The 22,638-nt window shown below is 70.5% G+C and carries 25 protein-coding genes and 4 tRNA genes; 22 read left to right on the top strand and 7 right to left on the bottom strand.

Annotation, left to right across the window (positions count from 1 at the left end; all coding sequences use genetic code 11):
- Positions 1–4: 4 nt before the first annotated feature.
- The 5 genes from ACQB60_RS26890 to ACQB60_RS26910 all read left to right on the top strand — a co-directional run bounded on the left by ACQB60_RS26890 (position 5) and on the right by ACQB60_RS26910 (position 5,734).
- Complete coding sequence (locus ACQB60_RS26890) at positions 5–1,597, top strand: NADH-quinone oxidoreductase subunit M (RefSeq protein WP_496928697.1); 1,593 nt, start codon at positions 5–7, stop codon at positions 1,595–1,597.
- The gene (locus tag ACQB60_RS26895; protein ID WP_496928698.1) at positions 1,594–3,150 is read left to right on the top strand and encodes an NADH-quinone oxidoreductase subunit N; all 1,557 of its coding nucleotides are present in this window, start codon (positions 1,594–1,596) and stop codon (positions 3,148–3,150) included. The genes ACQB60_RS26890 and ACQB60_RS26895 overlap by 4 nt, the downstream gene beginning before the upstream one ends.
- A gap of 183 nt (positions 3,151–3,333) precedes the next feature.
- Entirely contained in the window at positions 3,334–4,197 is an 864-nt protein-coding gene (gene htpX, locus ACQB60_RS26900; RefSeq protein WP_384829817.1) for a zinc metalloprotease HtpX, read from the top strand.
- Positions 4,194–4,586 (top strand): YccF domain-containing protein, encoded by a 393-nt coding sequence (locus ACQB60_RS26905; RefSeq protein ID WP_496928699.1) that lies wholly within the window; start codon positions 4,194–4,196, stop codon positions 4,584–4,586. Before htpX ends, ACQB60_RS26905 begins: the two co-directional genes overlap by 4 nt.
- Positions 4,586–5,734, top strand: a complete 1,149-nt coding sequence (locus ACQB60_RS26910; RefSeq protein WP_496928700.1) for a barstar family protein — start codon at positions 4,586–4,588, stop codon at positions 5,732–5,734. Before ACQB60_RS26905 ends, ACQB60_RS26910 begins: the two co-directional genes overlap by 1 nt.
- 51 nt (positions 5,735–5,785) lie before the next feature.
- On the opposite strand, the gene ACQB60_RS26915 is transcribed toward ACQB60_RS26910, so the two are convergent.
- Positions 5,786–7,024 (bottom strand): APC family permease, encoded by a 1,239-nt coding sequence (locus ACQB60_RS26915; RefSeq protein WP_496928701.1) that lies wholly within the window; start codon positions 7,022–7,024, stop codon positions 5,786–5,788.
- Positions 7,025–7,110: 86 nt separating this feature from the next.
- Between ACQB60_RS26915 and ACQB60_RS26920 the strand changes: the two genes are divergently transcribed.
- Positions 7,111–7,377, top strand: a complete 267-nt coding sequence (locus tag ACQB60_RS26920) for a GlsB/YeaQ/YmgE family stress response membrane protein (protein ID WP_384829829.1) — start codon at positions 7,111–7,113, stop codon at positions 7,375–7,377.
- A 136-nt stretch (positions 7,378–7,513) separates the two neighbouring features.
- Here ACQB60_RS26920 and ACQB60_RS26925 read toward each other — a convergent pair whose 3' ends face one another.
- Complete coding sequence (locus ACQB60_RS26925) at positions 7,514–8,002, bottom strand: YajQ family cyclic di-GMP-binding protein (protein WP_496928702.1); 489 nt, start codon at positions 8,000–8,002, stop codon at positions 7,514–7,516.
- A 200-nt stretch (positions 8,003–8,202) separates the two neighbouring features.
- Here ACQB60_RS26925 and ACQB60_RS26930 point away from each other — a divergent pair.
- Together ACQB60_RS26930 and ACQB60_RS26935 are read left to right on the top strand one after the other, a co-directional pair.
- Positions 8,203–8,284: transfer RNA gene (locus ACQB60_RS26930), tRNA-Tyr, on the top strand.
- A gap of 89 nt (positions 8,285–8,373) precedes the next feature.
- Positions 8,374–8,586, top strand: a complete 213-nt coding sequence (locus tag ACQB60_RS26935) for a hypothetical protein (protein ID WP_384829835.1) — start codon at positions 8,374–8,376, stop codon at positions 8,584–8,586.
- Between the two features lie 24 nt (positions 8,587–8,610).
- Here the strand turns inward: ACQB60_RS26935 and ACQB60_RS26940 are convergent, their stop codons facing one another.
- Together ACQB60_RS26940 and ACQB60_RS26945 are read right to left on the bottom strand one after the other, a co-directional pair.
- Positions 8,611–9,267 (bottom strand): SDR family oxidoreductase, encoded by a 657-nt coding sequence (locus tag ACQB60_RS26940; RefSeq protein WP_496928703.1) that lies wholly within the window; start codon positions 9,265–9,267, stop codon positions 8,611–8,613.
- A gap of 126 nt (positions 9,268–9,393) precedes the next feature.
- Complete coding sequence (locus ACQB60_RS26945) at positions 9,394–10,677, bottom strand: amidohydrolase family protein (protein ID WP_496928704.1); 1,284 nt, start codon at positions 10,675–10,677, stop codon at positions 9,394–9,396.
- A gap of 244 nt (positions 10,678–10,921) precedes the next feature.
- Here ACQB60_RS26945 and ACQB60_RS26950 point away from each other — a divergent pair.
- The 8 genes from ACQB60_RS26950 to ACQB60_RS26985 all read left to right on the top strand — a co-directional run bounded on the left by ACQB60_RS26950 (position 10,922) and on the right by ACQB60_RS26985 (position 15,719).
- Positions 10,922–10,994: transfer RNA gene (locus tag ACQB60_RS26950), tRNA-Thr, on the top strand.
- 47 nt (positions 10,995–11,041) lie between these two features.
- A tRNA-Met gene (locus tag ACQB60_RS26955) sits at positions 11,042–11,114 on the top strand.
- Positions 11,115–11,202: 88 nt separating this feature from the next.
- Positions 11,203–11,367, top strand: coding sequence for a 50S ribosomal protein L33 (gene rpmG, locus ACQB60_RS26960; protein WP_003948671.1), 165 nt, complete (start codon positions 11,203–11,205; stop codon positions 11,365–11,367).
- A gap of 115 nt (positions 11,368–11,482) precedes the next feature.
- A complete protein-coding gene (locus ACQB60_RS26965) occupies positions 11,483–11,935 on the top strand; it encodes an FAS1-like dehydratase domain-containing protein (protein WP_496928705.1) in 453 nt (150 codons plus the stop codon).
- Positions 11,936–11,938: 3 nt separating this feature from the next.
- A complete protein-coding gene (locus tag ACQB60_RS26970; RefSeq protein ID WP_496928706.1) occupies positions 11,939–12,367 on the top strand; it encodes a MaoC family dehydratase in 429 nt (142 codons plus the stop codon).
- Between the two features lie 147 nt (positions 12,368–12,514).
- Entirely contained in the window at positions 12,515–13,072 is a 558-nt protein-coding gene (locus ACQB60_RS26975) for a TetR/AcrR family transcriptional regulator (protein ID WP_496928707.1), read from the top strand.
- A 78-nt stretch (positions 13,073–13,150) separates the two neighbouring features.
- Positions 13,151–14,596 carry an MFS transporter gene (locus ACQB60_RS26980; RefSeq protein ID WP_496928708.1) on the top strand — a complete coding sequence of 482 codons (1,446 nt, stop codon included), beginning with the start codon at positions 13,151–13,153 and terminating at the stop codon, positions 14,594–14,596.
- A gap of 67 nt (positions 14,597–14,663) precedes the next feature.
- Entirely contained in the window at positions 14,664–15,719 is a 1,056-nt protein-coding gene (locus ACQB60_RS26985) for a UDP-N-acetylmuramate dehydrogenase (protein ID WP_496928709.1), read from the top strand.
- 31 nt (positions 15,720–15,750) lie between these two features.
- On the opposite strand, the gene ACQB60_RS26990 is transcribed toward ACQB60_RS26985, so the two are convergent.
- Entirely contained in the window at positions 15,751–16,383 is a 633-nt protein-coding gene (locus tag ACQB60_RS26990) for an NAD(P)-dependent oxidoreductase (protein ID WP_496928710.1), read from the bottom strand.
- Between the two features lie 88 nt (positions 16,384–16,471).
- Here ACQB60_RS26990 and ACQB60_RS26995 point away from each other — a divergent pair, with 88 nt between their 5' ends.
- Entirely contained in the window at positions 16,472–17,068 is a 597-nt protein-coding gene (locus ACQB60_RS26995) for a TetR/AcrR family transcriptional regulator (protein ID WP_384829862.1), read from the top strand.
- Here ACQB60_RS26995 and ACQB60_RS27000 read toward each other — a convergent pair.
- Together ACQB60_RS27000 and ACQB60_RS27005 are read right to left on the bottom strand one after the other, a co-directional pair.
- Positions 17,061–18,080 carry an adenosine deaminase gene (locus ACQB60_RS27000; RefSeq protein ID WP_496928711.1) on the bottom strand — a complete coding sequence of 340 codons (1,020 nt, stop codon included), beginning with the start codon at positions 18,078–18,080 and terminating at the stop codon, positions 17,061–17,063. The two genes, ACQB60_RS26995 and ACQB60_RS27000, sit on opposite strands and share 8 nt — an antisense overlap.
- A gap of 148 nt (positions 18,081–18,228) precedes the next feature.
- Positions 18,229–19,455 carry a pyridoxal phosphate-dependent aminotransferase gene (locus ACQB60_RS27005; RefSeq protein WP_384829868.1) on the bottom strand — a complete coding sequence of 409 codons (1,227 nt, stop codon included), beginning with the start codon at positions 19,453–19,455 and terminating at the stop codon, positions 18,229–18,231.
- A gap of 182 nt (positions 19,456–19,637) precedes the next feature.
- Between ACQB60_RS27005 and ACQB60_RS27010 the strand changes: the two genes are divergently transcribed.
- From ACQB60_RS27010 to rplA, 5 genes are all read left to right on the top strand, one after another.
- A tRNA-Trp gene (locus ACQB60_RS27010) sits at positions 19,638–19,710 on the top strand.
- Between the two features lie 107 nt (positions 19,711–19,817).
- Entirely contained in the window at positions 19,818–20,105 is a 288-nt protein-coding gene (secE, locus tag ACQB60_RS27015; RefSeq protein ID WP_384829871.1) for a preprotein translocase subunit SecE, read from the top strand.
- 77 nt (positions 20,106–20,182) lie between these two features.
- Positions 20,183–21,076, top strand: coding sequence for a transcription termination/antitermination protein NusG (gene nusG, locus ACQB60_RS27020; protein WP_384829874.1), 894 nt, complete (start codon positions 20,183–20,185; stop codon positions 21,074–21,076).
- Between the two features lie 172 nt (positions 21,077–21,248).
- On the top strand, positions 21,249–21,683 hold the full coding sequence (rplK, locus tag ACQB60_RS27025; RefSeq protein WP_100594902.1) for a 50S ribosomal protein L11: 435 nt from the start codon (positions 21,249–21,251) through the stop codon (positions 21,681–21,683).
- Between the two features lie 81 nt (positions 21,684–21,764).
- Entirely contained in the window at positions 21,765–22,487 is a 723-nt protein-coding gene (rplA, locus tag ACQB60_RS27030; RefSeq protein WP_384829877.1) for a 50S ribosomal protein L1, read from the top strand.
- The last annotated feature ends 151 nt before the right edge of the window (positions 22,488–22,638 follow it).

The following is a 22,638-nucleotide window of genomic DNA, read 5'->3' on the forward strand; positions in this document are numbered from 1 at the left end:
AGCCGTGATCGATATCAGCGAATCCGTGATGCAGTTCCTTCTCGCGTTGATCGTGGCCGGCCCGCTCATCGGCGCCGCCGCGGCCTTCCTGCCCGCCCCGCCCGGGCTGAAGGGGAAGTCGCCGGAGCAGGCCGTGCTGCGCCACGGCGTGACCGTGACCGGCGTGATCCTGCTCGCCGCGATCGTCCTCGCGCTGGGCTTCGACCATGACCATCCGTCGAAGATGCAGGCCACGACCGATATCAGCTGGATCCCCGCACTCGACGTGCGCATCCACCTCGGCATCGACGGCATCTCGCTCCCCCTCCTGGTCCTGACCGCGCTGCTGACCTTCCTCTGCGCGCTGTACTCCTACTTCAAGATGCCGACGGGCCCGTCCCCCAAGGCATTTGTGGCGCTGATCCTCGTCCTCGAGTCCGGCACCCTCGCGACCTTCGCCGTCCTCGATCTGCTGCTGTTCTTCCTCGCCTTCGAGATGGTCCTCATCCCGATGTACTTCCTCATCGCCCGCTGGGGCGGTGAGCAACGGACCCAGGCGGCTTGGAAGTTCATCCTCTACACGCTGCTCGGCTCCGTCGTGATGCTGCTGGGCCTGCTCCTCATCGGGCTCAAGTCCGGCACATTCGACATGGTGGCACTCGCCACTGACAACGGCCGGGGGCTGACCACGTCCGTGCAGGTCATCGCCGTTCTGGCGATCGGGATCGGGCTCGCGGTCAAGACGCCGATGTGGCCGCTGCACAGCTGGCTGCCGGACGCCCACACCGCCGCGCCCACCGTCGGCTCGGTCCTGCTGGCCGGCGTGCTGTTGAAGATGGGTACGTACGGATTCGTCCGGATCATCCTCCCCGTTGCGCCTGACGGAATGCGGGAGTTCGCGCCGTACCTCGCGGCCTTCGCGGTCGTCGGGATCATCTACGGATCCCTCGCCTGCCTTGCGCTCGCCAAGCAGGGCGCGAAGGGCGATCTCAAGCGCCTCATCGCGTACTCGTCCGTCGGCCACATGGGCTTCGTGCTGCTCGGCATCTCGACGATGAGCCCGACCGGCGTGAACGGCGCGCTGTTCGCCAACATCGCCCACGGCCTCATCACCGGCCTGCTGTTCTTCCTCGTCGGCGCGTTGAAGGACCGCACGGGCACCACCGACCTCGACAGCCTGGCGCAGGAGTCCGGCGCCGCGCTGTACGGCAGGGCCCCGCGCCTGGGCGGCCTGCTCGCGTTCGGCGCCGTCGCCTCGCTCGGCCTTCCCGGCCTCGCCGGGTTCTGGGGCGAGATGCTCGCCCTGTTCGGCGCGTTCCGGCCCGCCGACGACCTCAGCCGCCCGGCCTTCCTCACCTTCATGTCGATCGCCGCGTTCGGCACCCTGCTCACCGCCGCGTACATGCTCGTCGTCGTACGCCGCGTCTGCATGGGGCCGATGCCGCGGGCCGCGAGCGACGAGCCCGCGCCCAAGGCCCTCGCCGACGTCCACGGCTACGAGTTCGCCGCCTGGACCCCGCTCGTCGCCCTCACCGTCCTCGCCGGACTCTGGCCCGCGGCTCTCCTCGGCCTCACCGACCCGGCCGTGCAGCAGCTCCTCGCAGGAGGCAAGTCGTGACCGTGGCCGCATCGACAGCCGTCACCGAGAGCGCCGCGAGCCTCGTCCAGTCCGTCGACTGGCTCGCGATCGCGCCGCCCACCATCGCGGCGGTCGTGGGCCTCGTCGTGCTCGTCGCCGACCTCTTCCTGCCCGGGGACCGCAAGCCGCTCCTCGGCTGGATCTCCGTGGCGGGCCTGGCAGCCGCCGCGCTCGCCCTGCTGCCGCTCCTCGACGACGACCGCTCCACGTTCTGCCTGACCGGCGGCGGCGCGGACGCCTGCAGCTACACCGCCGACCGCTTCACGCTGGTCATCCAACTCCTCGTCCTGGGCGGGGCGCTGCTGGCGGCCCTGCTGTCGATGAGCACCCTCAAGGACGCCAAGCGCGCGGACCGGGAACTCCCCGAAGGGGAGTTCTGGTTCCTGCTGCTCTCCTCCGCGGCGGGCGCCGCCCTCCTGCCCGCCTCCCGCGACCTCGCCACGCTCGTCGTCGCCCTCGAAGTGGCCTCGCTGCCCGCGTTCGCCCTGGTCGGCATCAAGCGCGGCGACAAGAGGTCCTCGGAAGCGGCCCTCAAGTTCTTCCTGTCCTCCGTGACGGCGACCGCCGTGACCCTCCTCGGCGTCAGCTTCGTGTACGCGGCGACGGGCACCCTGCACCTCACGGAGATCGCAGGCAAGCTCCAGCACGTCGACGGGCAGCTCGACACCCTCGCCCAGACCGGAGTCGTCCTCACCCTGGTCGGCTTCGCCTTCAAGGTCGCGGCCGTCCCCTTCCACTTCTGGGTGCCCGACACCTACGTAGGCGCGCCTCTCCCTGTTGCGGCGTACCTCTCCGTGGTCGGCAAGGCGGTCGGCTTCACCGGCCTGATCCTCGTCACCGTCGTCGCCTTCCCGTCGTACGCGGACGTCTGGGGCCCGGCCCTCGCCGTGCTCGCGGCGCTCACCATGACGGTCGGCAACGTGGCCGCGCTGCGGCAGCAGTCCACGCGCGCGTACAGCGCGGTACGCCTCCTTGCCTGGTCCTCGGTCGGCCAGGCGGGCTACCTCCTGGTGCCCATCGCGTCCGCCGGGTACGCGGACGACGGCCCCGCCGCGCAGAAGGCGGTCGGCTCCACCGTCGCCTACGCCCTGATGTACGCCGCCGTGAACCTGGGCGCCTTCGCCGTGGCCGCCCTCGTGGGCCGCAGCCGGCGCCTGAACCGCGTCAGCGACTACCGTGGCCTGTACGCGCGCAGCCCGCTCGCCGCCATCGTCCTGGCCTTCTTCCTGCTCTGCCTCGCGGGCCTGCCGCCCGGCATCATCGGCCTCTTCGCGAAGGTCACGGTCTTCTCTGCGGCCGTCGACGCGGGCCTCGGCTGGCTCGCGGTGATCATGGCGGCCAACGTCGTGATCGCGCTCTACTACTACCTCCAGTGGACCGCGCTCCTGTTCCGCGCCCCTGAGGGCGAGCCACAGAAGCACCGCGTCCCGGCGCCGCTGACCGTGGCCATCTCCCTGACCGCCGTCCTCGCCGTGGCCCTCTCCGGAGCGCCCCAGCTCGTGCTGCGGTTCGCGGACACCGGCCTGTTCTGACGGCCGCCCCCGACCGGCCCCCGGACACCGGCCCGAGGCCGTCACCCGTAAGGCCCACACCGCTCCTGCGCGCACAAGGGAACTAGCGCTCCTCGCCTGGCGTTGACCAGTACGGGAGGGTCCACTGAACAGTGGAAGACCAGTCAGCAGAGGGTTCCCCCACGCACCATCAGGAGGGCCACCGTGCACCGCCGGCACAATGGGCTGAAGACCGCCGTACTGCTCGGGGGACTGTCCGCTCTCATCATCGTCATCGGCAGTTTCTTCGGCCGTACGGGCTTGATCGTCGCCGTCCTCGTGGCGCTCGGCACCAACGCGTACGCGTACTGGAACAGCGACAAGCTGGCCCTGCGCGCCATGCGCGCCCGCCCGGTGAGCGAGTTCGAGGCACCCGAGCTGTACCGCATGGTCCGCGAGCTCTCCACCGAGGCCCGCCAGCCGATGCCCCGCCTGTACATCTCACCCACGGAAGCGCCGAACGCGTTCGCGACGGGCCGCAACCCCCGTAACGCGGCGGTGTGCTGCACCGACGGCATCCTCCGCCTCCTGGACCAGCGCGAGCTGCGCGGCGTCATCGGCCACGAGCTCAGCCACGTCTACAACCGCGACATCCTGATCTCGTCGGTCGCCGGAGCGCTCGCCTCCGTGATCATGTTCCTGGTCAACTTCGCCTGGCTGATCCCGGTCGGCCGGTCGAACGACAACGACGGACCGGGCATCTTCGGAATGCTCCTGATCATGCTCCTCGGCCCGCTGGCCGCCTCGATCATCCAGCTCGCGATCAGCCGCTCCAGGGAGTACGAGGCGGACGCCTCCGGAGCCCAACTGACCGGCGACCCGCTAGCCTTGGCCAGCGCCCTGCGCAAGCTGGACGCGGGTACGAAGCAGCTCCCGCTGCCGCCCGAGCCCCGGATCGAGACGGCGAGCCACATGATGATTGCCAACCCCTTCCGGCCCGGCCAGGGCATGTCCAAGATGTTCTCGACGCATCCGCCGATGGCGGAGCGGATCGCCCGGCTCGAGCGGATGGCAGGTCGTCAGCAGTGAAGACAATCCTCAACGTCATATGGCTCGTCCTCTGCGGCTTCTGGATGTTCCTCGGCTACCTCCTGGCCGGTGTCATCCTCTGCATCACGATCATCGGCATCCCCTTCGGCCTGGCGAGCTTCCGCATCGGCCGTTACGCCCTCTGGCCCTTCGGCTACACGACAGTTGAGCGCCGCGACGCGGGCGCCCCCTCCTGCATCGGCAACGTCCTGTGGCTGCTGCTCGCGGGCTGGTGGCTCGCGCTCGGCCACATCGTCACCGGCTTCCTGCTCTGCGTCACGATCATCGGCATCCCCCTGGGCGTCGCCAACTTCAAGCTCATCCCGGTCTCGCTGCTGCCGCTGGGCCGCGAAATCGTGCCCACGGACCAGCAGTTCGCGGCCTGGTAGTGCACCTCCCGAAGTACGCCCTCGCGGCGTACGACGCCGAGGACCTCCAGCACGACGACATCTGGGCCCTCTGCGAGGACGCCGAGGCCCTCTTCGCCGACCCGCCGCCACGCGCGCGTGCCCGCTACGAACTCCTCGGCTGCATCCCGCAGGGAGAGCTGGCCGCTGCCGTGGAGGCGGCGCTGGCCGACGGCTCCGCCCCGCTCGGCTTCCTCGCCCTGGAGATCCTCGACAAGGCACACACGGGCGTGGGGGAGTGGTACCTGGAAGACGTACGGGTCCTCGGCGCCCGCCGCTGCGCCCGCGACCTGTCCCGCCTGGACCTCGCCGTCGAGGCGTCCGAGGCGGACGAGCAGTCCGACTACCCGCAGTGCCCGCCCCTGTCCCCGGGCTACCGGCTCCTCGGCCCCGCGGACGAACCGTGGGGCCCCTGCCGGGACTTGGCCCGCGTACGGGACGGCGACCCCGCGGCGGCCGCACCGGAGGAGCCCCCGGTACGACTCCTCGGCTGCGCACCCCGAGGCGCCCTGCGCACGGCCCTGGACGCAGGCAAGGAGGCCCTCGGCCACGCCGCGCTGCTCCGCCTCGACGAGTCCGGTAAGACGCTGGAGGAAGCCGCGGAGGGCGAGCTCATCGCGTGGATCCCGTCCGCGCGCGGGCGCGGCCTCGTCGACCTCTCCCTGGACCCGTGGTCGGACCGTCCGCCGCCCGTGGCCCGGCAGGTCTGGGACACGTGGTGGCCCGGCCGCCCCACCGAGCCCAACCTGTGGGCGCCGCTCACCACCGAGGGCCGCCACCACTGGATGGGCACCGCCCTGGTCAACCGCGCGCGGTACACCCCCGACGCGGGCCCCGGAGCCACGTACCACCTGGACGGCCGCCACATCACCGACGTACCGGGCTTCTACTGCGCGCTGAGCGAGGCGGTGAACGGGCCCGGGGGCTACTACGGCCGGAACCTCGACGCGGTCAACGACTGCCTCCGCGGCGGCTTCGGCGCCCGCTCGCCCTTCACCCTCGTCTGGCACGACGCCCACATCGCCCGGTCCTGCCTGGGCCTTACCCCGCGCGTGGACCAGCGTCCGCACACCTTCGAGGAAATCCTCACGTTCCTCGCGGAGGCACACGTCCAGGTCGAGCTCGCCTGACGCCGGCTGTCCCGACCCCGTCGGCCGGGCCCAGCGGGCCGCGCGCCCCAACTACCCACGGGACAACCACTTCCGCACCCCGTACACGGCGGCCCCCGCTCCCAGCACCGCGCTCCCCGCCACCACCGCCCCCACCGGCAGCGCGAAGGCGAGGACCACACACCCCAGGCCCCCCACCAGCGGCCCCACGCGCGCGAGCGGCGACGAACTCAGCGTCCACGCCGAGGCGTTGGCGACGGCGTAGTACACCAGCACCCCGAACGACGAGAAGCCGATCGCACCCCGCACGTCCGCCGTCGCCGCGAGCACCGCCACCACCGCGCCCACCACGAGCTCCGCCCGGTGCGGCACCCGGAACCGCGGATGCACCGCCGCGAGCGCCCCCGGCAGATGCCGGTCCCGCGCCATGGCGAGCACCGTCCGCGACACCCCGAGGACCAGCGCGAGCAGCGACCCGAGCGCAGCCACCGCCGCCCCCGCCCGCACCACCGGCGCGAGCTCCGGCACTCCCGCGGCCCGCACCGCGTCGGCCAGCGGCGCCGTGGCCCCGGCGAGCCCGCCCGCACCGAGCACCGACAGGGCGGCCACCGCCACGGCCGTGTACACGCACAGCGTGATCCCGAGGGCCAGTCGGACGGCCCGCGGAATCGTCCGCGCCGGATCGCGCACCTCCTCCCCGAGCGTCGCCACGCGCGCGTACCCGGCGAACGCGAAGAAGAGCAGCCCCGCCGCCCGCAGCACCCCGCCCGCCCCACCGGAGAGGTCCACGTCGAGCCGGCCGGCCTCCGCCGCTCCCGAACCGAGACAGACGGCGACGACCGCCGCGAGCACCGCGAGGACCACGGCCACGATCACGCGCGCGAGCCACGCCGACTTCTGCACGCCTCCGTAGGTCACGGCGGTCAGCACCACCACGGCCCCCGCCGCCACCGCATGCGCCTGCCCCGGCCAGGCGTACGCCCCCACGGTCAGCGCCATCGCCGCGCACGAGGCGGTCTTCCCGACGACGAAGGCCCAGCCCGCGAGGTATCCCCAGAACTCCCCGAGCCGCTCCCGCCCGTACACGTAGGTGCCGCCGGACGCGGGGTACCTGGCGGCGAGCCGCGCGGACGCCGTGGCGTTGCAGTACGCCACCGCAGCGGCGATCCCGAGGCCGACGAGCAGCCCCGGCCCCGCCGCCTCCGCCGCGGGCCCCAGAGCGGCGAAGACGCCCGCCCCGACCATCGCCCCGAGCCCGACCACGACCGCATCAGCGACCCCCAACGTCCGTCGCAGCTCTGGTTGTGTCATGCGCCGCACCCTACTGATCACCGCAACCGCGCCCCGTCCGCGCGGCGTCTTCCCCGACAACAGCGCACGAAAGGTCAGGTCACCGCATGGGCATCCTCAGCTGGATCCTTCTGGGCCTCATCGCCGGAGCCATCGCCAAGGTCCTGCTGCCGGGCCGCGACCCGGGCGGTTTCGTCGGTACGACGGTCATCGGCATCGCCGGCGCCTTCATCGGCGGCTGGCTCTCCGCCCGGTATTTCGACCGCCCCATAGTCAAGGACTTCTTCGACGGAGCCACCTGGGCGGCCGCGATCGGCGGCTCCCTGGTTCTGCTGATCGCCTACCGCCTCCTCTTCGGCAATTCCCGTCGCTGACCTCTCCGTAGACACAAGAACTGCAGCCAGCAGCAAGGGCGGGCACCCGGTCCGGGTGCCCGCCCCACGTCTGTCGGCCCTCTCCAGAAGACGCCGATCGCGGACCGGCCTCTTCTGGAGAGCGATTCGCCTGCGCCTAGCGGTAGTTCACGAACTGCAGCGCGAAGTCGAAGTCCTGCCCCTTGAGCAGCGCCTGCACGGCCTGCAGGTCGTCGCGGCTCTTGGAGCTGACACGCAGCTCCTCGCCCTGGACCTGCGCCTTGACGCCCTTGGGGCCCTCATCACGGATGATCTTGGCGACCTTCTTCGCGTTCTCCTGGGAGATGCCCTCCTCGATCGAGGCGAAGATCTTGTACTCCTTGCCGGAGATCTGGGGCTCGCCCGCGTCCAGCGCCTTCAGCGAGATGCCCCGCTTGACGAGCTTGGACTGGAAGACGTCGAGAATCGCCTTGACCCGCTCCTCGCCGCTCGCCTCCATCAGGATCTTCTCGCCGGACCACGAGATCGAAGCGCCCGTGCCCTTGAAGTCGTAGCGCTGCGAGATCTCCTTCGCGGTCTGGTTGAGGGCGTTGTCGACCTCCTGCCGCTCGACCTTCGAGACGATGTCGAAACTGGAGTCGGCCATGTCCTGTGGCTCCTTGTATCGGGGTATGCGTACTCAGCGGATACACGGCCTACAGCCGCCGACCGCATCCCGCAAAGCCTAGCCACTGCCCCCGCGCGGGGTGCCGATCAATCGGGTGGCGAAGCACCCCTGTGCATCAGGTATCGTTTACGTCGTTGCCACGGAGCGCCGCCCCAAAGCGGATCTCAGGCAGCGACCCAGGCGGTGTGCCCGAGCGGCCAAAGGGAGCAGACTGTAAATCTGCCGGCTCAGCCTTCCCAGGTTCGAATCCTGGCGCCGCCACATTGAGGAAGCCCCCTCCAACTGCGGAAACGCAGCATGGAGGGGGCTTTTTCGTATGCACGCCGCGGCGGCGCGGGCAGACTGTCCCCATGTCGTCCCGTCGCAGGAACTGCCCGGAGTGCCGCCGCGAGATCGCCGTCGTCGCGGGCCGCTTCGCACGCCACGACCCTCCAGGAGCGCACGGCACCGGCGAGCTCGTCTCCTGCCCCGGCTCCCGCAGGCTGGCCCAACTCGGCGCCGCACAACCGGCTCTCGACGGCTACACGGTCCCGGACTTCCCGGGCCAGCTGCCGCTGTTCTGACGCGCCCGCTCCGCGCTCAGAAGCTCAGTTGCCCGCCACGGACTTGACCGCCACGGAGACGGGCGTGGAGCCGCTGACCAGCTCCAGTGTCAGCCCTGCCGTGGCCGCGCTCTCCAGAAGCTCGGCCAGGACCGCGGCGACGTCGTCCCGGGGGACCGGCCCGCGCCCCGTAGACGCCTCCAGGCGTACGAGACCGGTGCCCGCGTCGTCCGTGAGCATCCCGGGCCGCAGGATCGTCCAGTCGAGCCCGGCACGCGCGCGTACGTTCGCGTCGGCCTCGCCCTTGGCGCGCAGATAGGCGTCGAAGATCTCGTCGCCCGGGTGGGCCGGATCCGCGCCCATCGAGGACACCACGACATAGCGCCGCACTCCGGCCCGCTCCGCCGCGTCGGCGAAGAGCACGGCGGCGCCCCTGTCGACGGTCTCCTTGCGGTCGACGCCGCTGTTGGGCCCCGCGCCCGCGGCGAACACCGCCGCGTCCGCGCCCTCCAGGTGGCGCGCGACCTCGTCGACGGACGCCGACTCCAGGTCGCACAGCAGCGGTTCGGCCCCGGCGTCCCGCAGATTGGCTTCCTGCCCGGCATTGCGGATCAGCCCGGCTACTTCGTCACCGCGCGCGGCGAGCAGACGCTCCAGCCGCAGCGCGATCTGACCGTGTCCCCCAGCGATGACAATGCGCATGCTTCCGACCGTACGGCAGGCGCGACCGCTTCGCCCCGGCACGCGCGCGTGCCCCCACAGCCGGCAGCGCGCTTCCGGACAGGCACGCGGGTCCGTCCGCTCAGGCCCGGCGGCCCCCGGCGCGTGTCAGGACGGCTCGCCGCCCTTCGCACGCCCCTGCTCGCTGCCCTTCGACCGTCCCTGCCGCGGCAGGTCGAGCGCGACGGCAGCCGCCGAATCGCAGTACTCGCGCACCGCGCTGGTCCGCGCCACCACGCGCCCCCGGTGCACCACGATGCGGCTGTACGCGAGCGAGAGCGCGCCCGCGAGCCGGTCCCCGCGCACGGCGAGCAGCTCGGCCGGAAAACCAGCCTCCACGCGGACCTCGGGCAGCCCCATGGCCGCGCGCGCCGCCCCGCTCACCGCCCCGTACGCGTCCTCAGGCCGCAGCCCGCTCCGTGAGGCCAGCAGATAGGCGGCCTCCAGCGGATCCCCGCGCCCCACGGGGTTCGACACGTCGCGCATCGCCCCGCTGCCCGCCGCGAGCCGTACCCCCGCCGACCGCAGCAGCCGCACCGGCGCCACCCCGCGCCTCTCCGCCCCGCCGCACCCGCCCTGCGGCAGGCAGACCACGGTCACCCCGGCCGCCGCCAGCTGATCCGCGGCCCGTGAGGCCACGTCGGCGGGCAGCCGCCCGAGTCCGCCGCACGGCCCGATGCTCACTCCCGGCCGCAGCCCGCCCGCCATCGCGGCGAGCCGGGCGAGCCGCGCCGGGTCGCTCCCGTCCGTGTGCAGGTCGACGGGGCAGCCGTGCTCCGCCGCGATCTCCAGGACGGCCTCCGCGTAGCCCGTCGGATCGGGGTCGGCATCGGGACAGCCGCCCACTACAGAGGCGCCCATTTTCACGGCGTCCCGCAGCATCGCGAGCCCGTCCGCCCCGGCCACCCCGGTCAGCAGCCGCGGCATCGCCACGGCTGTCAGATCGACGAGCCCGCGCAGCGAGCGCCGCGCCTGGAGCACCGCCTCCATCGACGTCAGCCCCTGGAGGTCCCCGATGCGCACATGCGAGCGCAGCGCCGTCGCCCCGTGGCCGAGCTGCAGCAGGGCGGCCTCGGTGGTGCGCCGCTGGACGTCCGCCAGTTCGTACGAGACGGGGCCCTCGGCGTCCGCGGACAGCGCGGTGTCGCCATGGGCGTGCGGCTCGGCGGCCGCGGGCAGCAGGAGATAGCCGCCGAGGTCCACGCGCGCGGCGTGCGCGGTGAGGCTGCCGGCGGTCCCGACCGCCTCGATGTGGCCGCCCCCGAGCCGCACGTCCACGGTCCTGCCGTCGGTGAGCCGGGCCCCGCACAGCAGCAAGGAAGACGCCTCGGCGGCGGACTCGCCGCTGGAGGACCCGGAGGAGTGGGGCTGCTGCGGCTGACTGTCGGGCATCGCGCTCCTGTGGTTCGGGGGCGGCTGCTGGGGCGACGAGGCGCACAAGATCACGCAGCGTGAGTCGAGCCTAGGGTGACGACCGGCCCGCTTCGAGGAGGAGCGCAATAGTCGTACCGGTGTGGTGCGGGGTACCGATGGGGCGTATCCAGACGCCAGTGACGAGGCTGCCCATGCCCCCGGACGGCCCTGGCGAAACGGATTTGGGCGATCGGCGACCGAGCGTGTAATGTCTTCATCGCTCGCCCCAATAGCTCAGTCGGTAGAGCGTCTCCATGGTAAGGAGAAGGTCTGCGGTTCGATTCCGCATTGGGGCTCTGATGTCGAGTGATCCTCGCCTTCGGGCGAGGGGATCCGGCATCGCAGCGGTGTAGCTCAGTCGGTAGAGCAAGCGGCTCATAATCGCTGTGTCACCGGTTCAAGTCCGGTCACCGCTACTCCTGGTAGCCGATTGTGGGGTCGGTCCTTCGATCGGCTACTCTTTTTTGCGTTCATCCGTCCATCCGTCCGTCAAGGAGCACTCACGTGGCTGCCACCGACGTCCGCCCGAAGATCACGCTGGCCTGCGTGGAGTGCAAGGAGCGGAACTACATCACCAAGAAGAACCGGCGCAACAACCCGGACCGTCTTGAGATGAAGAAGCACTGCCCGCGTTGCAACGCGCACACCGCGCACCGCGAAACGCGATAAATACAGGCTCGTTCGTGAGGCCGTCCCCGATTGCTGGGGGCGGCCTCGCGGCGTTTACAGATCAGGCCGCATCTGTTTCGGCCAGTCGACCTTCAGCTGCAGGAGGTGCCGAGCCATGGCGCTCGACCAGTCCTTCGTGGGGCGGTCCTACCCGCCCACCGACCCCTATGAGGTCGGCCGGGAGAAGATCCGGGAGTTCGCCGAGGCCGTGGGGGACGCCAACCCCGCGTACGTCGACCCGGAGGCCGCCAAGGCGCTCGGGCACCCGGATGTGATCGCCCCGCCGACCTTCGTCTTCGCGATCAGCTTCAAGGCCGCGGGCCAGGTCGTCGAGGACCCCCAGCTGGGGCTCGACTACAGCCGCGTCGTGCACGGCGACCAGAAGTTCTCGTACCGGCGCCCCGTGCGCGCGGGCGACCGGCTCACGGTCACGTCGACCATCGAGGCGATCAAGTCCATGGCGGGCAACGACATCCTGGACATCCGGGGTGAGGTGCACGACGAGGCGGGGGAGCACGTGGTGACCGCGTGGACCAAGCTCGTCGCGCGTGCGGTCGAGGAGGCGTAAGCGATGGCGGCGAAGATTTCCTACGACGACGTCGAGGTCGGCACGGAGCTGCCGGCCCAGACCTTCCCTGTGACGCGCGCCATGCTCGTCCAATACGCGGGCGCCTCCGGGGACTTCAACCCGATCCACTGGAACGAGAAGTTCGCGGTCGAGGTCGGCCTCCCGGACGTCATCGCGCACGGCATGTTCACCATGGCCGAGGCGATCCGCGTGGTGACGGACTGGACGGGCGACCCGGCCGCCGTCGTCGAGTACGGCGTGCGCTTCACCAAGCCCGTCGTGGTCCCGAACGACGACAAGGGCGCGACCATCGAGGTCAGCGCCAAGGTCGCCGCCAAGCTGGACGACAGCCAGGTGCGGGTTGACCTCACGGCGATGAGCGCGGGCCAGAAGGTCCTCGGCATGTCGCGCGCGGTCGTCCGCCTTGCCTGACCTTCGCAGACTTCGAAGGCGCGTAGTAGCAGTAAGGGGCACCCGGCCATTGCGGGTGCCCCTTACGCGTACGCAGCGGGGCTCATGCGGTGCAGGGCGGCGTCCACCTTCTTGACGTAGATAGTGATTAGCCACTAACTTCCTCGCATGGCAAGGATGAGCGCAGAGGAGCGACGCGAGAGCGTCATCCGCGCGGCGATGACCGAGTTCGCCCGCGGCGGCTACAAGGGCACCTCCACCGAGGCGATCGCCAAGCGGGTCGGCGTCTCGCAGCCGTATCTCTTCCGCCTCTTCCCTGGCAAGCAGGCCATCTTCCAGGCGGCGTCCCTGCGTTGCTGCCAGGAGACCACCGAAGTCTTCAGGAAGGCGTCCGAGGGGCTCGAGGGGGAGGCCGCCCTGCACGCCATGGGCGCGGCCTACCAGGCGCTCATCGCCGACGACCCGGACAAGCTGCTCATGCAGATGCAGATCTACGTCGCCGTGGCCGCCGCGGAGGCGGCCGGGGACCACGAGTTCGGCGAGGCACTCCGGTCGGCGTGGATGGAGATGTACGACGTGTGCCGGCTGGCGCTGGGGGCGGACGTCGGCGAGACGACGCAGTTCCTCGCCTACGGAATGCTCATCAACGTCCTGGTCTCGATGGGCTTTCAGCCCGATCACCGAGTCTGGACGGGCTTCTACGACTCGTCGCAGCCCAAGGGCTGAGTCGTGCGCAGGTGAATGGGGGCGGGCTTTCTGTGTCCGCAAAAGTTAGTCATTGATAACTAACAACAAGGGGAAGCAATGTCACAGCAAGCCGAACGTCGCGGGGGAGTCGTCTGGGCCCTCGTCGTCACCAGCGCCGCCGGATTCATGGCGGCGCTCGACAACCTCGTGGTCACCACCGCCCTGCCCTCCATCCGAAAGGACCTCGGCGGGGCCCTGGAGGACCTCGAATGGACCGTGAGCGCCTACACGCTCACCTTCGCCGTGCTGCTGATGTTCGGCGCGGCCCTGGGCGACCGCTTCGGCCGCCGACGGCTCTTCCTCACGGGCCTGGTGATCTTCACGGGCGCCTCCGCGGGTGCGGCGCTCGCGCCCGGCATCGGCGGGCTGATCGCCGCCCGCGCGGTCCAGGGCGTCGGCGCCGCGATCATGATGCCGCTGACGCTGACCCTGCTCACGGCCGCCGTGCCCGTGGCCAAGCGCGGTATGGCGTACGGGATCTGGGGTGCCGTCAACGGCCTCGCGGTGGCCAGCGGCCCGCTCATCGGCGGCAGCCTCACCGAACACGTGTCCTGGCAGTGGATCTTCTGGCTGAACGTGCCGATCGGCCTGGCCCTGCTGCCGCTCGCCCGGCTGCGCCTCGCGGAGTCGTACGGCACGGGGGCGCCCTTGGACATCGTCGGTACCGTGCTCGCCAGCGGTGGCCTCTTCGGGATCGTGTACGGCCTGATCCGCGGCAACATCGACGGCTGGACCAGCATGCCGGTCCTCACCGGGCTGTTCGCGGGCGCCGCACTCCTTGCCGGGTTCGTCCATCACGGCATCCGCAACGCCAACCCCATGCTCCCCATGCGCCTCTTTCGTAGTCGCGCCTTCTCCGCGATCAACGCTGCCAGCCTGCTGATGTTCGTCGGAATGTTCGGATCGATCTTCCTGCTCAGCCAGTTCCTCCAGGGCGTCCTCGGCTACTCGCCCACCGAGGCGGGGCTGCGGATGCTTCCCTGGACCGGCATGCCGATGCTCGTCTCGCCGATCGCGGGCTATCTCTCGGGCCGGATCGGCGGCCGCCCGGTCGTCGCCGCGGGGCTCGCGCTGCAGGCAGTCGGCCTCGGCTGGTTCGCCGCCGTCGTCGCCACCGACGTGTCGTACGCCGCACAGCTCCCCGCCCTGATCCTCAGCGGCATCGGCATGGCCCTGTACTTCGCCCCGGCCGCCGACCTGGTCATGTCCAGCGTCCGCCCCTCGGAGCAGGGCATCGCGTCCGGCGCCAACAACGCCCTCCGGGAGGTCGGCGGCGCCCTCGGCATCGCGATCCTGGCCTCGGTCTTCTCCGGCCAGGGCGGCTGGGAGTCGCCGCAGGCCGCCGTGGACGGGCTGCAGCCCGCGCTCTGGGTGGGCGCCGCGGTGGTGGCCCTCGCGGCGGTGGCGGCGGCGCTGCTGCCGCGGCGGCGGCCGGCGGCCGGGGGTTCCGCCTCGGCAGCTGTGGAGACCGTGGCCGAGGAGCGCGCCCCGGCCGGTGTCTGACCACGGCGGCTCCCGCGGTCCGTGGCCCCGCCCGAGCGGTGGGGCCACGGACCGTACCCTTGTGCACGTGCAGGAACTTCACGACGCCCCCCTCGCCCCGCTGACCACCTTCCGGCTCGGCGGCCCCGCGACCCGCCTGATCACCGCGACGACCGACGCCGAGGTGATCGCCGCCGTCCGCGAGGCCGACGACACCGGTACGCCACTGCTGCTCATCGGCGGCGGCAGCAACCTGGTCATCGGTGACAAGGGCTTCGCGGGCACCGCCCTGCGCATCGCCACCCAGGGCTTCGAACTCGACGGCGCGAAGCTGGAGTTGGCGGCCGGCGAGATCTGGACCGACGCCGTCGCGCGGACGGTCGAGGCGGGTCTCGCGGGCGTCGAGTGCCTCGCCGGAATCCCCGGCTCCGCAGGCGCGACGCCGATCCAGAACGTGGGGGCGTACGGCCAGGAGGTCTCGTCGACGATCACCGAAGTGATCGCGTACGACCGGAAGACCCAGGAAACGGTCACGATTCCGAACGCCGAGTGCGACTTCTCGTACCGTCACAGCCGCTTCAAGGCCGATCCCGACCGCTATGTGGTCCTGCGCGTGCGCTTCGAGCTGGAGGACGCGGGCGGCCAGAGCGCCCCCATCAAGTACGCGGAGACGGCCCGCACTCTCGGTGTGGAGGCGGGCGACCGCGTGCCCGCCGCCCTCGCCCGGGAGACGGTCCTGAAGCTCCGCTCGGGCAAGGGTATGGTGCTCGACCCCGAGGACCACGACTCCTGGTCGGCCGGGTCCTTCTTCACCAACCCGATCCTCACCGAGGAGGAGTTCGCCGCCTTCCGCGCGCGCGTGGAGCAGCGCCTGGGTGCGGACACCGCCCCGCCCGCCTTCCCGGCGGGGGAGGGGCGTGTGAAGACCTCCGCGGCCTGGCTCATCGACAAGGCGGGCTTCACCAAGGGCTACGGATCGGGACCCGCCCGCATCTCCACGAAGCACACGCTCGCGCTCACCAACCGGGGCGGCGCCACTACGGAGGACCTGCTCGCACTGGCCCGTGAGGTCGTCGCCGGAGTGCGCGAGACCTTCGGGATCACGCTGGTCAACGAGCCGGTGACGGTGGGCGTCAGCCTGTAGGCGGTGGCCGGAGGGTGGCCGGCGGGCCACTTCAGTAAGCCACCCCCACTCCCTGCTTCACGGTGGCCGGATCGTCGATCATGGCCAGCATCGCGTGGGCCACGTCCGCCCGCGCGATCGTCCGCCCCGCGCGCGGGAAGCCGCCCACGGCCGTCCGGTACGAGCCCGTGAGCGGTTTGTCGAGCAGCCGCGGCGGCCGCACCGACGTCCAGTCCGTCGCGCTGCCCGCCAACTCGGCCTCCATGGCGGTCAGGTCGGCGTAGACGTCCTTCAGGATCAGGCTGATCACGGCCCGCATGGCGCGGTCCAGCAGCGGTGTGTCCGCGGGTTCGAGCCCCACCGGTCCGGCACTCACGACCAGGAGGCGGCGCACCCCCTCCGCCTCCATCGCCCGCAGCACCGGACGGGTCACCTCGGTGGCGATCCCCGCGTCCGCGCGCTTGCGGGCGCCGAGCCCCGACAGGACCGCGTCCCGGCCCGCGACCGCGGGCCGCAGCGCCTCCGCGTCCTTGAGATCGGCCCGGAACACCTCCAGGCGTTCGCCGGTCACCGTGAATCGGGCGGGGTCCCGCACGACCGCCGTCACCTCGTGGCCCGCGTTGAGGGCCTGCTTGACGATCTCCTGGCCGATGCCCCCGGTCGCACCGAAAACTGTGAGCTTCATGGCGCACCCTCCTAAGGTGGGTAAGTATTCACTCACCCCTAGGGTGAGTGGGCACTCACCCACTCGTCAAGCTTCTTTTGGAGTCCGCATGCAACAGAAGCCGACCCGCACCCGCCTCGTCGACGCCGCACGCGAACTCATGCTGACCCTCGGCCTCGCGCGTACCACCACCAAGGAGATCGCCAAGGCGGCCGGCTGCTCCGAAGCGGCTCTCTACAAGCACTTCGCCAACAAGGAGGAGCTGTTCGTGACGGTCCTCAACGAACGGCTGCCCCGGCTCAACCCGCTCCTGACCAGGCTCGTCCTCGACTCGGGCGGGCACAGCGTGGAGGAGAACCTCACCGAGATCGCCCGCCAGGCGGCCCTCTTCTACGCCCAGACCTTCCCGATGGCCGCCTCCCTGTACGCGGAGCCCCAGCTCAAGCGCCGCCACGAAGAGGTCATGCGGGAGATGGGCACGGGTCCGCACAAGCCCATCGAGGGCCTGGACGCCTATCTGCGCGCCGAACAGAAGGCGGGCCGCATCCGCGCGGACGCCGACACCCACGCCGCCGCGTCGCTCCTCCTGGGGGCCTGTGCCCAGCGCGCTTTCGCGTACGAAATGACGCCGGACGGCCAACCGCCGCAGCCCGTCGACGAGTTCGCGGCCGCCGTCGCCCGCACCCTCCTGAGCGGAATCAGCTAGCCAGCCACGCGTCGACCCCGGAAAGCAGCTTCTCCTTGACGTCGACGGGGGCGGCCGACCCGCGCACCGACTGCCGCGCGAGCTCGGCCAGCGCGACGTCGTCGAAGCCGTGGTGGCGCCGCGCGAGCTCATACTGAGCGGCGAGCCGCGACCCGAAGAGCAGCGGGTCGTCGGCGCCGAGCGCCAGCGGCACCCCGGCCTCGTACAGGGTCCGCAGCGGCACGTCCTCGGGCTTCTCGTAGACGCCGAGCGCCACGTTCGAAGCCGGGCAGACCTCGCAGGTCACACCCCGCTCGGCGAGGCGCTGCAACAGCCGTGGGTCCTCGGCGGCCCGCACCCCGTGCCCGATCCGGGAGGCGTGCAGGTCGTCCAGGCAGTCGCGCACGGACGACGGGCCCGTCAGCTCGCCCCCGTGCGGGGCGGACAGCAGCCCGCCCTCGCGGGCGATGTGGAAGGCGCGGTCGAAGTCCCGTGCCATGCCGCGCCGTTCGTCATTGGAGAGCCCGAAGCCGACGATGCCGCGGTCGGCGTAGCGCACCGCGAGCCGGGCCAGCGTGCGGGCGTCCAGCGGGTGCTTCATGCGGTTGGCCGCGACCAGCACCCGCATCCCGAGCCCGGTCTCCCGCTGCGCGCTGTCCACGGCGTCCAGGATGATCTCCAGGGCCGGGATGAGCCCGCCGAGCCGAGGCGCGTACGACGTCGGGTCCACCTGGATCTCCAGCCACCCCGAGCCGTCCCGCAGATCCTCCTCGGCGGCCTCGCGCACGAGGCGCTGGATGTCCTCGGGCTCCCGCAGGCAGGACCGGGCGGCGTCGTAGAGCCGCTGGAAGCGGAACCAGCCGCGCTCGTCAGTGGCCCGTAGCTTCGGTGGCTCGGCGCCGGTCAGCGCCTCGGGCAGCCGGACGCCGTACTTGTCGGCGAGCTCCAGCAGGGTCGAGGGGCGCATCGACCCCGTGAAGTGCAGGTGCAGATGGGCCTTCGGCAGCTCTCTTACGTCGCGTACACGCTCCATCCCAAGATCCTGCCGTACACACCTGTCGTACCGGTAGCCGCTTTTCCCCATCGGGTACCTGCCCGAACTGACAAACGGGCCCCTCCGTAGAGACTTCCTACGGAGGGGCCCGTCCACGCGCGCGTGGAGCGCGAAGACCGCGAAGGCGTCAGTCGCGGGCCTCCGCGAGCAGCTTCTGCAGCCGGGAGACGCCCTCGACCAGGTCCTCGTCCCCGAGGGCGTACGAAAGGCGCAGGTAGCCCGGCGTGCCGAACGCCTCGCCCGGCACCACGGCGACCTCGACCTCGTCCAGGATCAGCGCGGCCAGCTCGACCGAGTCCTGCGGGCGCTTGCCGCGGATCTCCTTGCCGAGCAGCGCCTTCACCGACGGGTAGGCGTAGAAGGCGCCCTCCGGCTCGGGGCAGACCACGCCGTCGATCTCGTTGAGCATCCGCACGATGGTCCTGCGGCGCCGGTCGAATGCCTCGCGCATCTTCTCCACGGCGGTCAGATCGCCGGAGACGGCGGCGATGGCCGCGGCCTGGGCCACATTGGAGACGTTCGACGTGGCGTGCGACTGGAGGTTCGTCGCGGCCTTCACGACGTCCTTCGGGCCGATGATCCAGCCCACGCGCCAGCCCGTCATCGCGAAGGTCTTGGCGACGCCGTTGACCACGATGCACTTGTCGCGCAGCTCGGGCAGGATCGCGGGCAGCGACGTGAACTTCGCGTCTCCGTAGACGAGGTGCTCGTAGATCTCGTCGGTGAGGACCCACAGCCCGTGCTCGGCGGCCCAGCGGCCGATCGCCTCCGCGTCGGCCTCGCTGTAGACCGCGCCCGTCGGGTTGGACGGCGAGACGAACAGCACGACCTTCGTGCGCTCGGTGCGCGCGGCCTCCAGCTGCTCCACCGTGACGCGGTACCCGGTGGTCTCGTCGGCGACGACGTCGACCGGGACGCCGCCCGCGAGGCGGATCGACTCGGGGTAGGTGGTCCAGTACGGGGCCGGGACGATGACCTCGTCGCCCGGGTCGAGGATCGCGGCGAACGCCTGGTAGATGGCCTGCTTGCCGCCGTTGGTCACCAGGACCTGGGAGGCGTCGACCTCGTAACCGGAGTCGCGCAGCGTCTTCGCGGCGATCGCGGCCTTGAGCTCGGGCAGGCCGCCCGCAGGCGTGTAGCGGTGGTACTTCGGGTTCTTGCAGGCTTCGATGGCCGCTTCGACGATGTAGTCCGGGGTCGGGAAGTCGGGCTCACCCGCGCCGAACCCGATCACCGGTCGCCCGGCGGCCTTGAGGGCCTTGGCCTTGGCGTCCACAGCGAGGGTCGCGGACTCGGAGATCGCGCCGATGCGGGCAGAGACCCGGCGCTCGGTGGGAGGAGTAGCAGCGCTCATGAGCCCCATGGTTCCAGACCCCCAAGAGGCCCGGCACACAGGTTTCCAAGACCATCGGATCCGTATCTGTTCGACGGGGGCTCGCAGACCACGTACACTCTTCCCTCGTTGGCCTTCAACGGCCGCAACCTCTCAACGCACTCCGTGCACATGGGCGGATGCGGTAGGTTGGGGGAAATCAAAGGGTCGTAGCTCAATTGGTAGAGCACTGGTCTCCAAAACCAGCGGTTGGGGGTTCAAGTCCCTCCGGCCCTGCTACACACTCCTTCGCCAGGATGTGTGCGCATGTACGTACTGCAATGCACCGCCGTGCGGCTCAACCGGGCGCGGCACGGCCACGACCCGGAATCAGGTGAGGACGAGTGACGGACGCCGTGGGCTCCATCGACATGCCTGATGCCCAGGATGAGGCGCCGGAGTCGAAGAAGAAGGCTCGTAAGGGCGGCAAGCGCGGCAAGAAGGGCCCCTTCGGCCGGCTCGCGCTCTTCTACCGCCAGATCGTCGCCGAGCTCCGCAAGGTCGTCTGGCCGACGCGAGGCCAGCTCACGACGTACACCACCGTGGTGATTGTCTTCGTCGTCATCATGATTGGTCTTGTGACCGTGATTGACTATGGCTTCAACCACGCAGTCAGCTACATCTTCGGCTGAGCCGAAAGCGAAGGGCGCCGTTCCCGGCGCCCCTATTCGCGTGTTCCACCCCTTGTATCCAGGAAGAAGCAGCCACCGTGTCTGACCCGAACCTGAACGACGCCATCGAGTCGGCGGAGTCCGTGGAGGACCAGATCGACATCGTCGAGGCGGCGGACGCCGAGGGCCCGGACCAGGCCGAGGCTGCCGACGCCGCCGCAGGCGCAGCCGCCGAAGAGGCCGCCCTCCACCTTGAGGGCGACGCCGAGGCTGTCGCGGAGTCCGAAGAGGACGAGGCCGCTGTCGCCGAGGTCGCCGACGAGGAGAGCGCCGAGGACGAGGCGCCCGTCGAGACCGAGGAAGAGGCCGAGCCGGTCGACCCGATCGCCGCCCTCCGCGACGAGCTCCGCACTCTCCCCGGCGAGTGGTACGTCATCCACACGTACGCCGGTTACGAGAACCGCGTGAAGACCAACCTCGAGCAGCGCGCCGTCTCGCTGAACGTCGAGGACTTCATCTTCCAGGCCGAGGTGCCGCAGGAAGAGGTCGCGCAGATCAAGAACGGCGAGCGCAAGACCATCCGTCAGAACAAGCTCCCCGGCTACGTGCTGGTGCGCATGGACCTGACGAACGAGTCCTGGGGCGTCGTCCGCAACACCCCCGGCGTCACCGGCTTCGTGGGCAACGCCTACGACCCGTACCCGCTGACCCTGGACGAGATCGTCAAGATGCTCGCCCCGGAGGCCGAGGAGAAGGCCGCCCGCGAGGCCGCCGAGGCCGAGGGCAAGCCCGCTCCGCAGCGCAAGGTCGAGGTCCAGGTCCTGGACTTCGAGGTGGGCGACTCGGTCACCGTCACCGACGGCCCGTTCGCGACGCTGCAGGCGACGATCAACGAGATCAACGCCGACTCGAAGAAGGTCAAGGGCCTCGTCGAGATCTTCGGTCGCGAGACCCCGGTCGAGCTGAGCTTCGACCAGATCCAGAAGAACTAGGTTCTTCCGGACCGCACGCTTCCGAGCAGGTCAGACGGGCTGCCAAAGCCCGTCTGACCTGCTCGGTTTTTGGCCGCGCATGGATACCCGTTATCGTTGTGCGGTATGCCTCCATCCGGATGATCCGGACTGGATGGCTGAACACTCTCACTAAGACCCGGAGAGAGAGCACATGCCTCCCAAGAAGAAGAAGGTCACGGGGCTTATCAAGCTCCAGATCCAGGCCGGCGCTGCCAACCCGGCTCCGCCGGTCGGCCCCGCGCTGGGCCAGCACGGCGTCAACATCATGGAGTTCTGCAAGGCCTACAACGCCGCGACCGAGTCGCAGCGCGGTTGGGTCATCCCGGTGGAGATCACGGTCTACGAAGACCGTTCCTTCACCTTCATCACCAAGACGCCTCCGGCTGCCAAGATGATCCTCAAGGCCGCGGGCATCGAGAAGGGCTCCGGCGAGCCGCACAAGACCAAGGTCGCGAAGATCACCGACGCGCAGGTCCGCGAGATCGCCACCACCAAGATGGCCGACCTGAACGCCAACGACCTGGACGCCGCGGCGAAGATCATCGCCGGTACCGCGCGCTCCATGGGCGTCACGGTCGAGGGCTGACCTCACCCCGTTTGACCTTTCAGTGGTAGGGCCGGCGCTGGCTCGGACCACGAACTCCATACCTGAACCTCAGGAGTAGAAGTGAAGCGCAGCAAGTCCCTCCGCGCTGCGGACGCCAAGATCGACCGGGAGAAGCTCTACGCCCCGCTCGAGGCCGTCCGTCTCGCCAAGGAGACCTCCACGACCAAGTTCGACGGCACCGTCGAGGTCGCCTTCCGTCTGGGTGTTGACCCGCGCAAGGCCGACCAGATGGTCCGCGGCACCGTGAACCTCCCGCACGGCACCGGTAAGACCGCCCGGGTCCTGGTCTTCGCGACCGGTGACCGTGCTGCGGCCGCGGAAGCCGCTGGGGCCGACATCGTCGGCGCCGACGAGCTGATCGACGAGGTCGCCAAGGGTCGCCTGGACTTCGACGCCGTCGTCGCCACCCCGGACCTCATGGGCAAGGTCGGCCGCCTCGGCCGCGTGCTCGGTCCGCGTGGTCTGATGCCGAACCCGAAGACCGGCACCGTGACCCCCGACGTCGCCAAGGCTGTCAACGACATCAAGGGCGGCAAGATCGAGTTCCGTGTCGACAAGCACGCGAACCTGCACTTCATCATCGGCAAGGTGTCCTTCGACGACACCAAGCTGGTGGAGAACTACGGCGCGGCCCTGGAGGAGATCCTCCGTCTGAAGCCGTCCGCCGCCAAGGGTCGCTACATCAAGAAGGCCGCCATCACCACCACGATGGGCCCCGGCATTCCGCTCGACTCGAACCGCACCCGCAACCTCCTCACCGAGGAGGACCCGGCCGCCGTCTGAGCAGTCTGACGGCAGTCGCGCGTACGCGTAGGTGACGCGCTCCGGCGCGTTCCGTGGACGGGCCCCGCAACCTTTCGAGGTGCGGGGCCCGTCCTTGTTTGTTGAGTTCGCGGGTACGCGATGTCAGAGGGCTGCGCTAGCGTGCAGGCTC

It is taken from the genome of Streptomyces odontotermitis, from assembly GCF_050510915.1.
Lineage (GTDB): Bacteria > Actinomycetota > Actinomycetes > Streptomycetales > Streptomycetaceae > Streptomyces.

Bases quoted from the DNA above. Each gene is read 5' to 3' on its own strand.
- ACQB60_RS26915 (WP_496928701.1), bottom strand. From the start codon at position 7,024: ATGACACAACCAGAGCTGCGACGGACGTTGGGGGTCGCTGATGCGGTC.
- ACQB60_RS26920 (WP_384829829.1), top strand. From the start codon at position 7,111: ATGGGCATCCTCAGCTGGATCCTTCTGGGCCTCATCGCCGGAGCCATC.
- ACQB60_RS26925 (WP_496928702.1), bottom strand. From the start codon at position 8,002: ATGGCCGACTCCAGTTTCGACATCGTCTCGAAGGTCGAGCGGCAGGAG.
- ACQB60_RS26935 (WP_384829835.1), top strand. From the start codon at position 8,374: ATGTCGTCCCGTCGCAGGAACTGCCCGGAGTGCCGCCGCGAGATCGCC.
- ACQB60_RS26940 (WP_496928703.1), bottom strand. From the start codon at position 9,267: ATGCGCATTGTCATCGCTGGGGGACACGGTCAGATCGCGCTGCGGCTG.
- ACQB60_RS26945 (WP_496928704.1), bottom strand. From the start codon at position 10,677: ATGCCCGACAGTCAGCCGCAGCAGCCCCACTCCTCCGGGTCCTCCAGC.
- ACQB60_RS26965 (WP_496928705.1), top strand. From the start codon at position 11,483: ATGGCGCTCGACCAGTCCTTCGTGGGGCGGTCCTACCCGCCCACCGAC.
- ACQB60_RS26970 (WP_496928706.1), top strand. From the start codon at position 11,939: ATGGCGGCGAAGATTTCCTACGACGACGTCGAGGTCGGCACGGAGCTG.
- ACQB60_RS26975 (WP_496928707.1), top strand. From the start codon at position 12,515: ATGGCAAGGATGAGCGCAGAGGAGCGACGCGAGAGCGTCATCCGCGCG.
- ACQB60_RS26980 (WP_496928708.1), top strand. From the start codon at position 13,151: ATGTCACAGCAAGCCGAACGTCGCGGGGGAGTCGTCTGGGCCCTCGTC.
- ACQB60_RS26990 (WP_496928710.1), bottom strand. From the start codon at position 16,383: ATGAAGCTCACAGTTTTCGGTGCGACCGGGGGCATCGGCCAGGAGATC.
- ACQB60_RS26995 (WP_384829862.1), top strand. From the start codon at position 16,472: ATGCAACAGAAGCCGACCCGCACCCGCCTCGTCGACGCCGCACGCGAA.
- ACQB60_RS27000 (WP_496928711.1), bottom strand. From the start codon at position 18,080: ATGGAGCGTGTACGCGACGTAAGAGAGCTGCCGAAGGCCCATCTGCAC.
- ACQB60_RS27005 (WP_384829868.1), bottom strand. From the start codon at position 19,455: ATGAGCGCTGCTACTCCTCCCACCGAGCGCCGGGTCTCTGCCCGCATC.
- rplK (WP_100594902.1), top strand. From the start codon at position 21,249: ATGCCTCCCAAGAAGAAGAAGGTCACGGGGCTTATCAAGCTCCAGATC.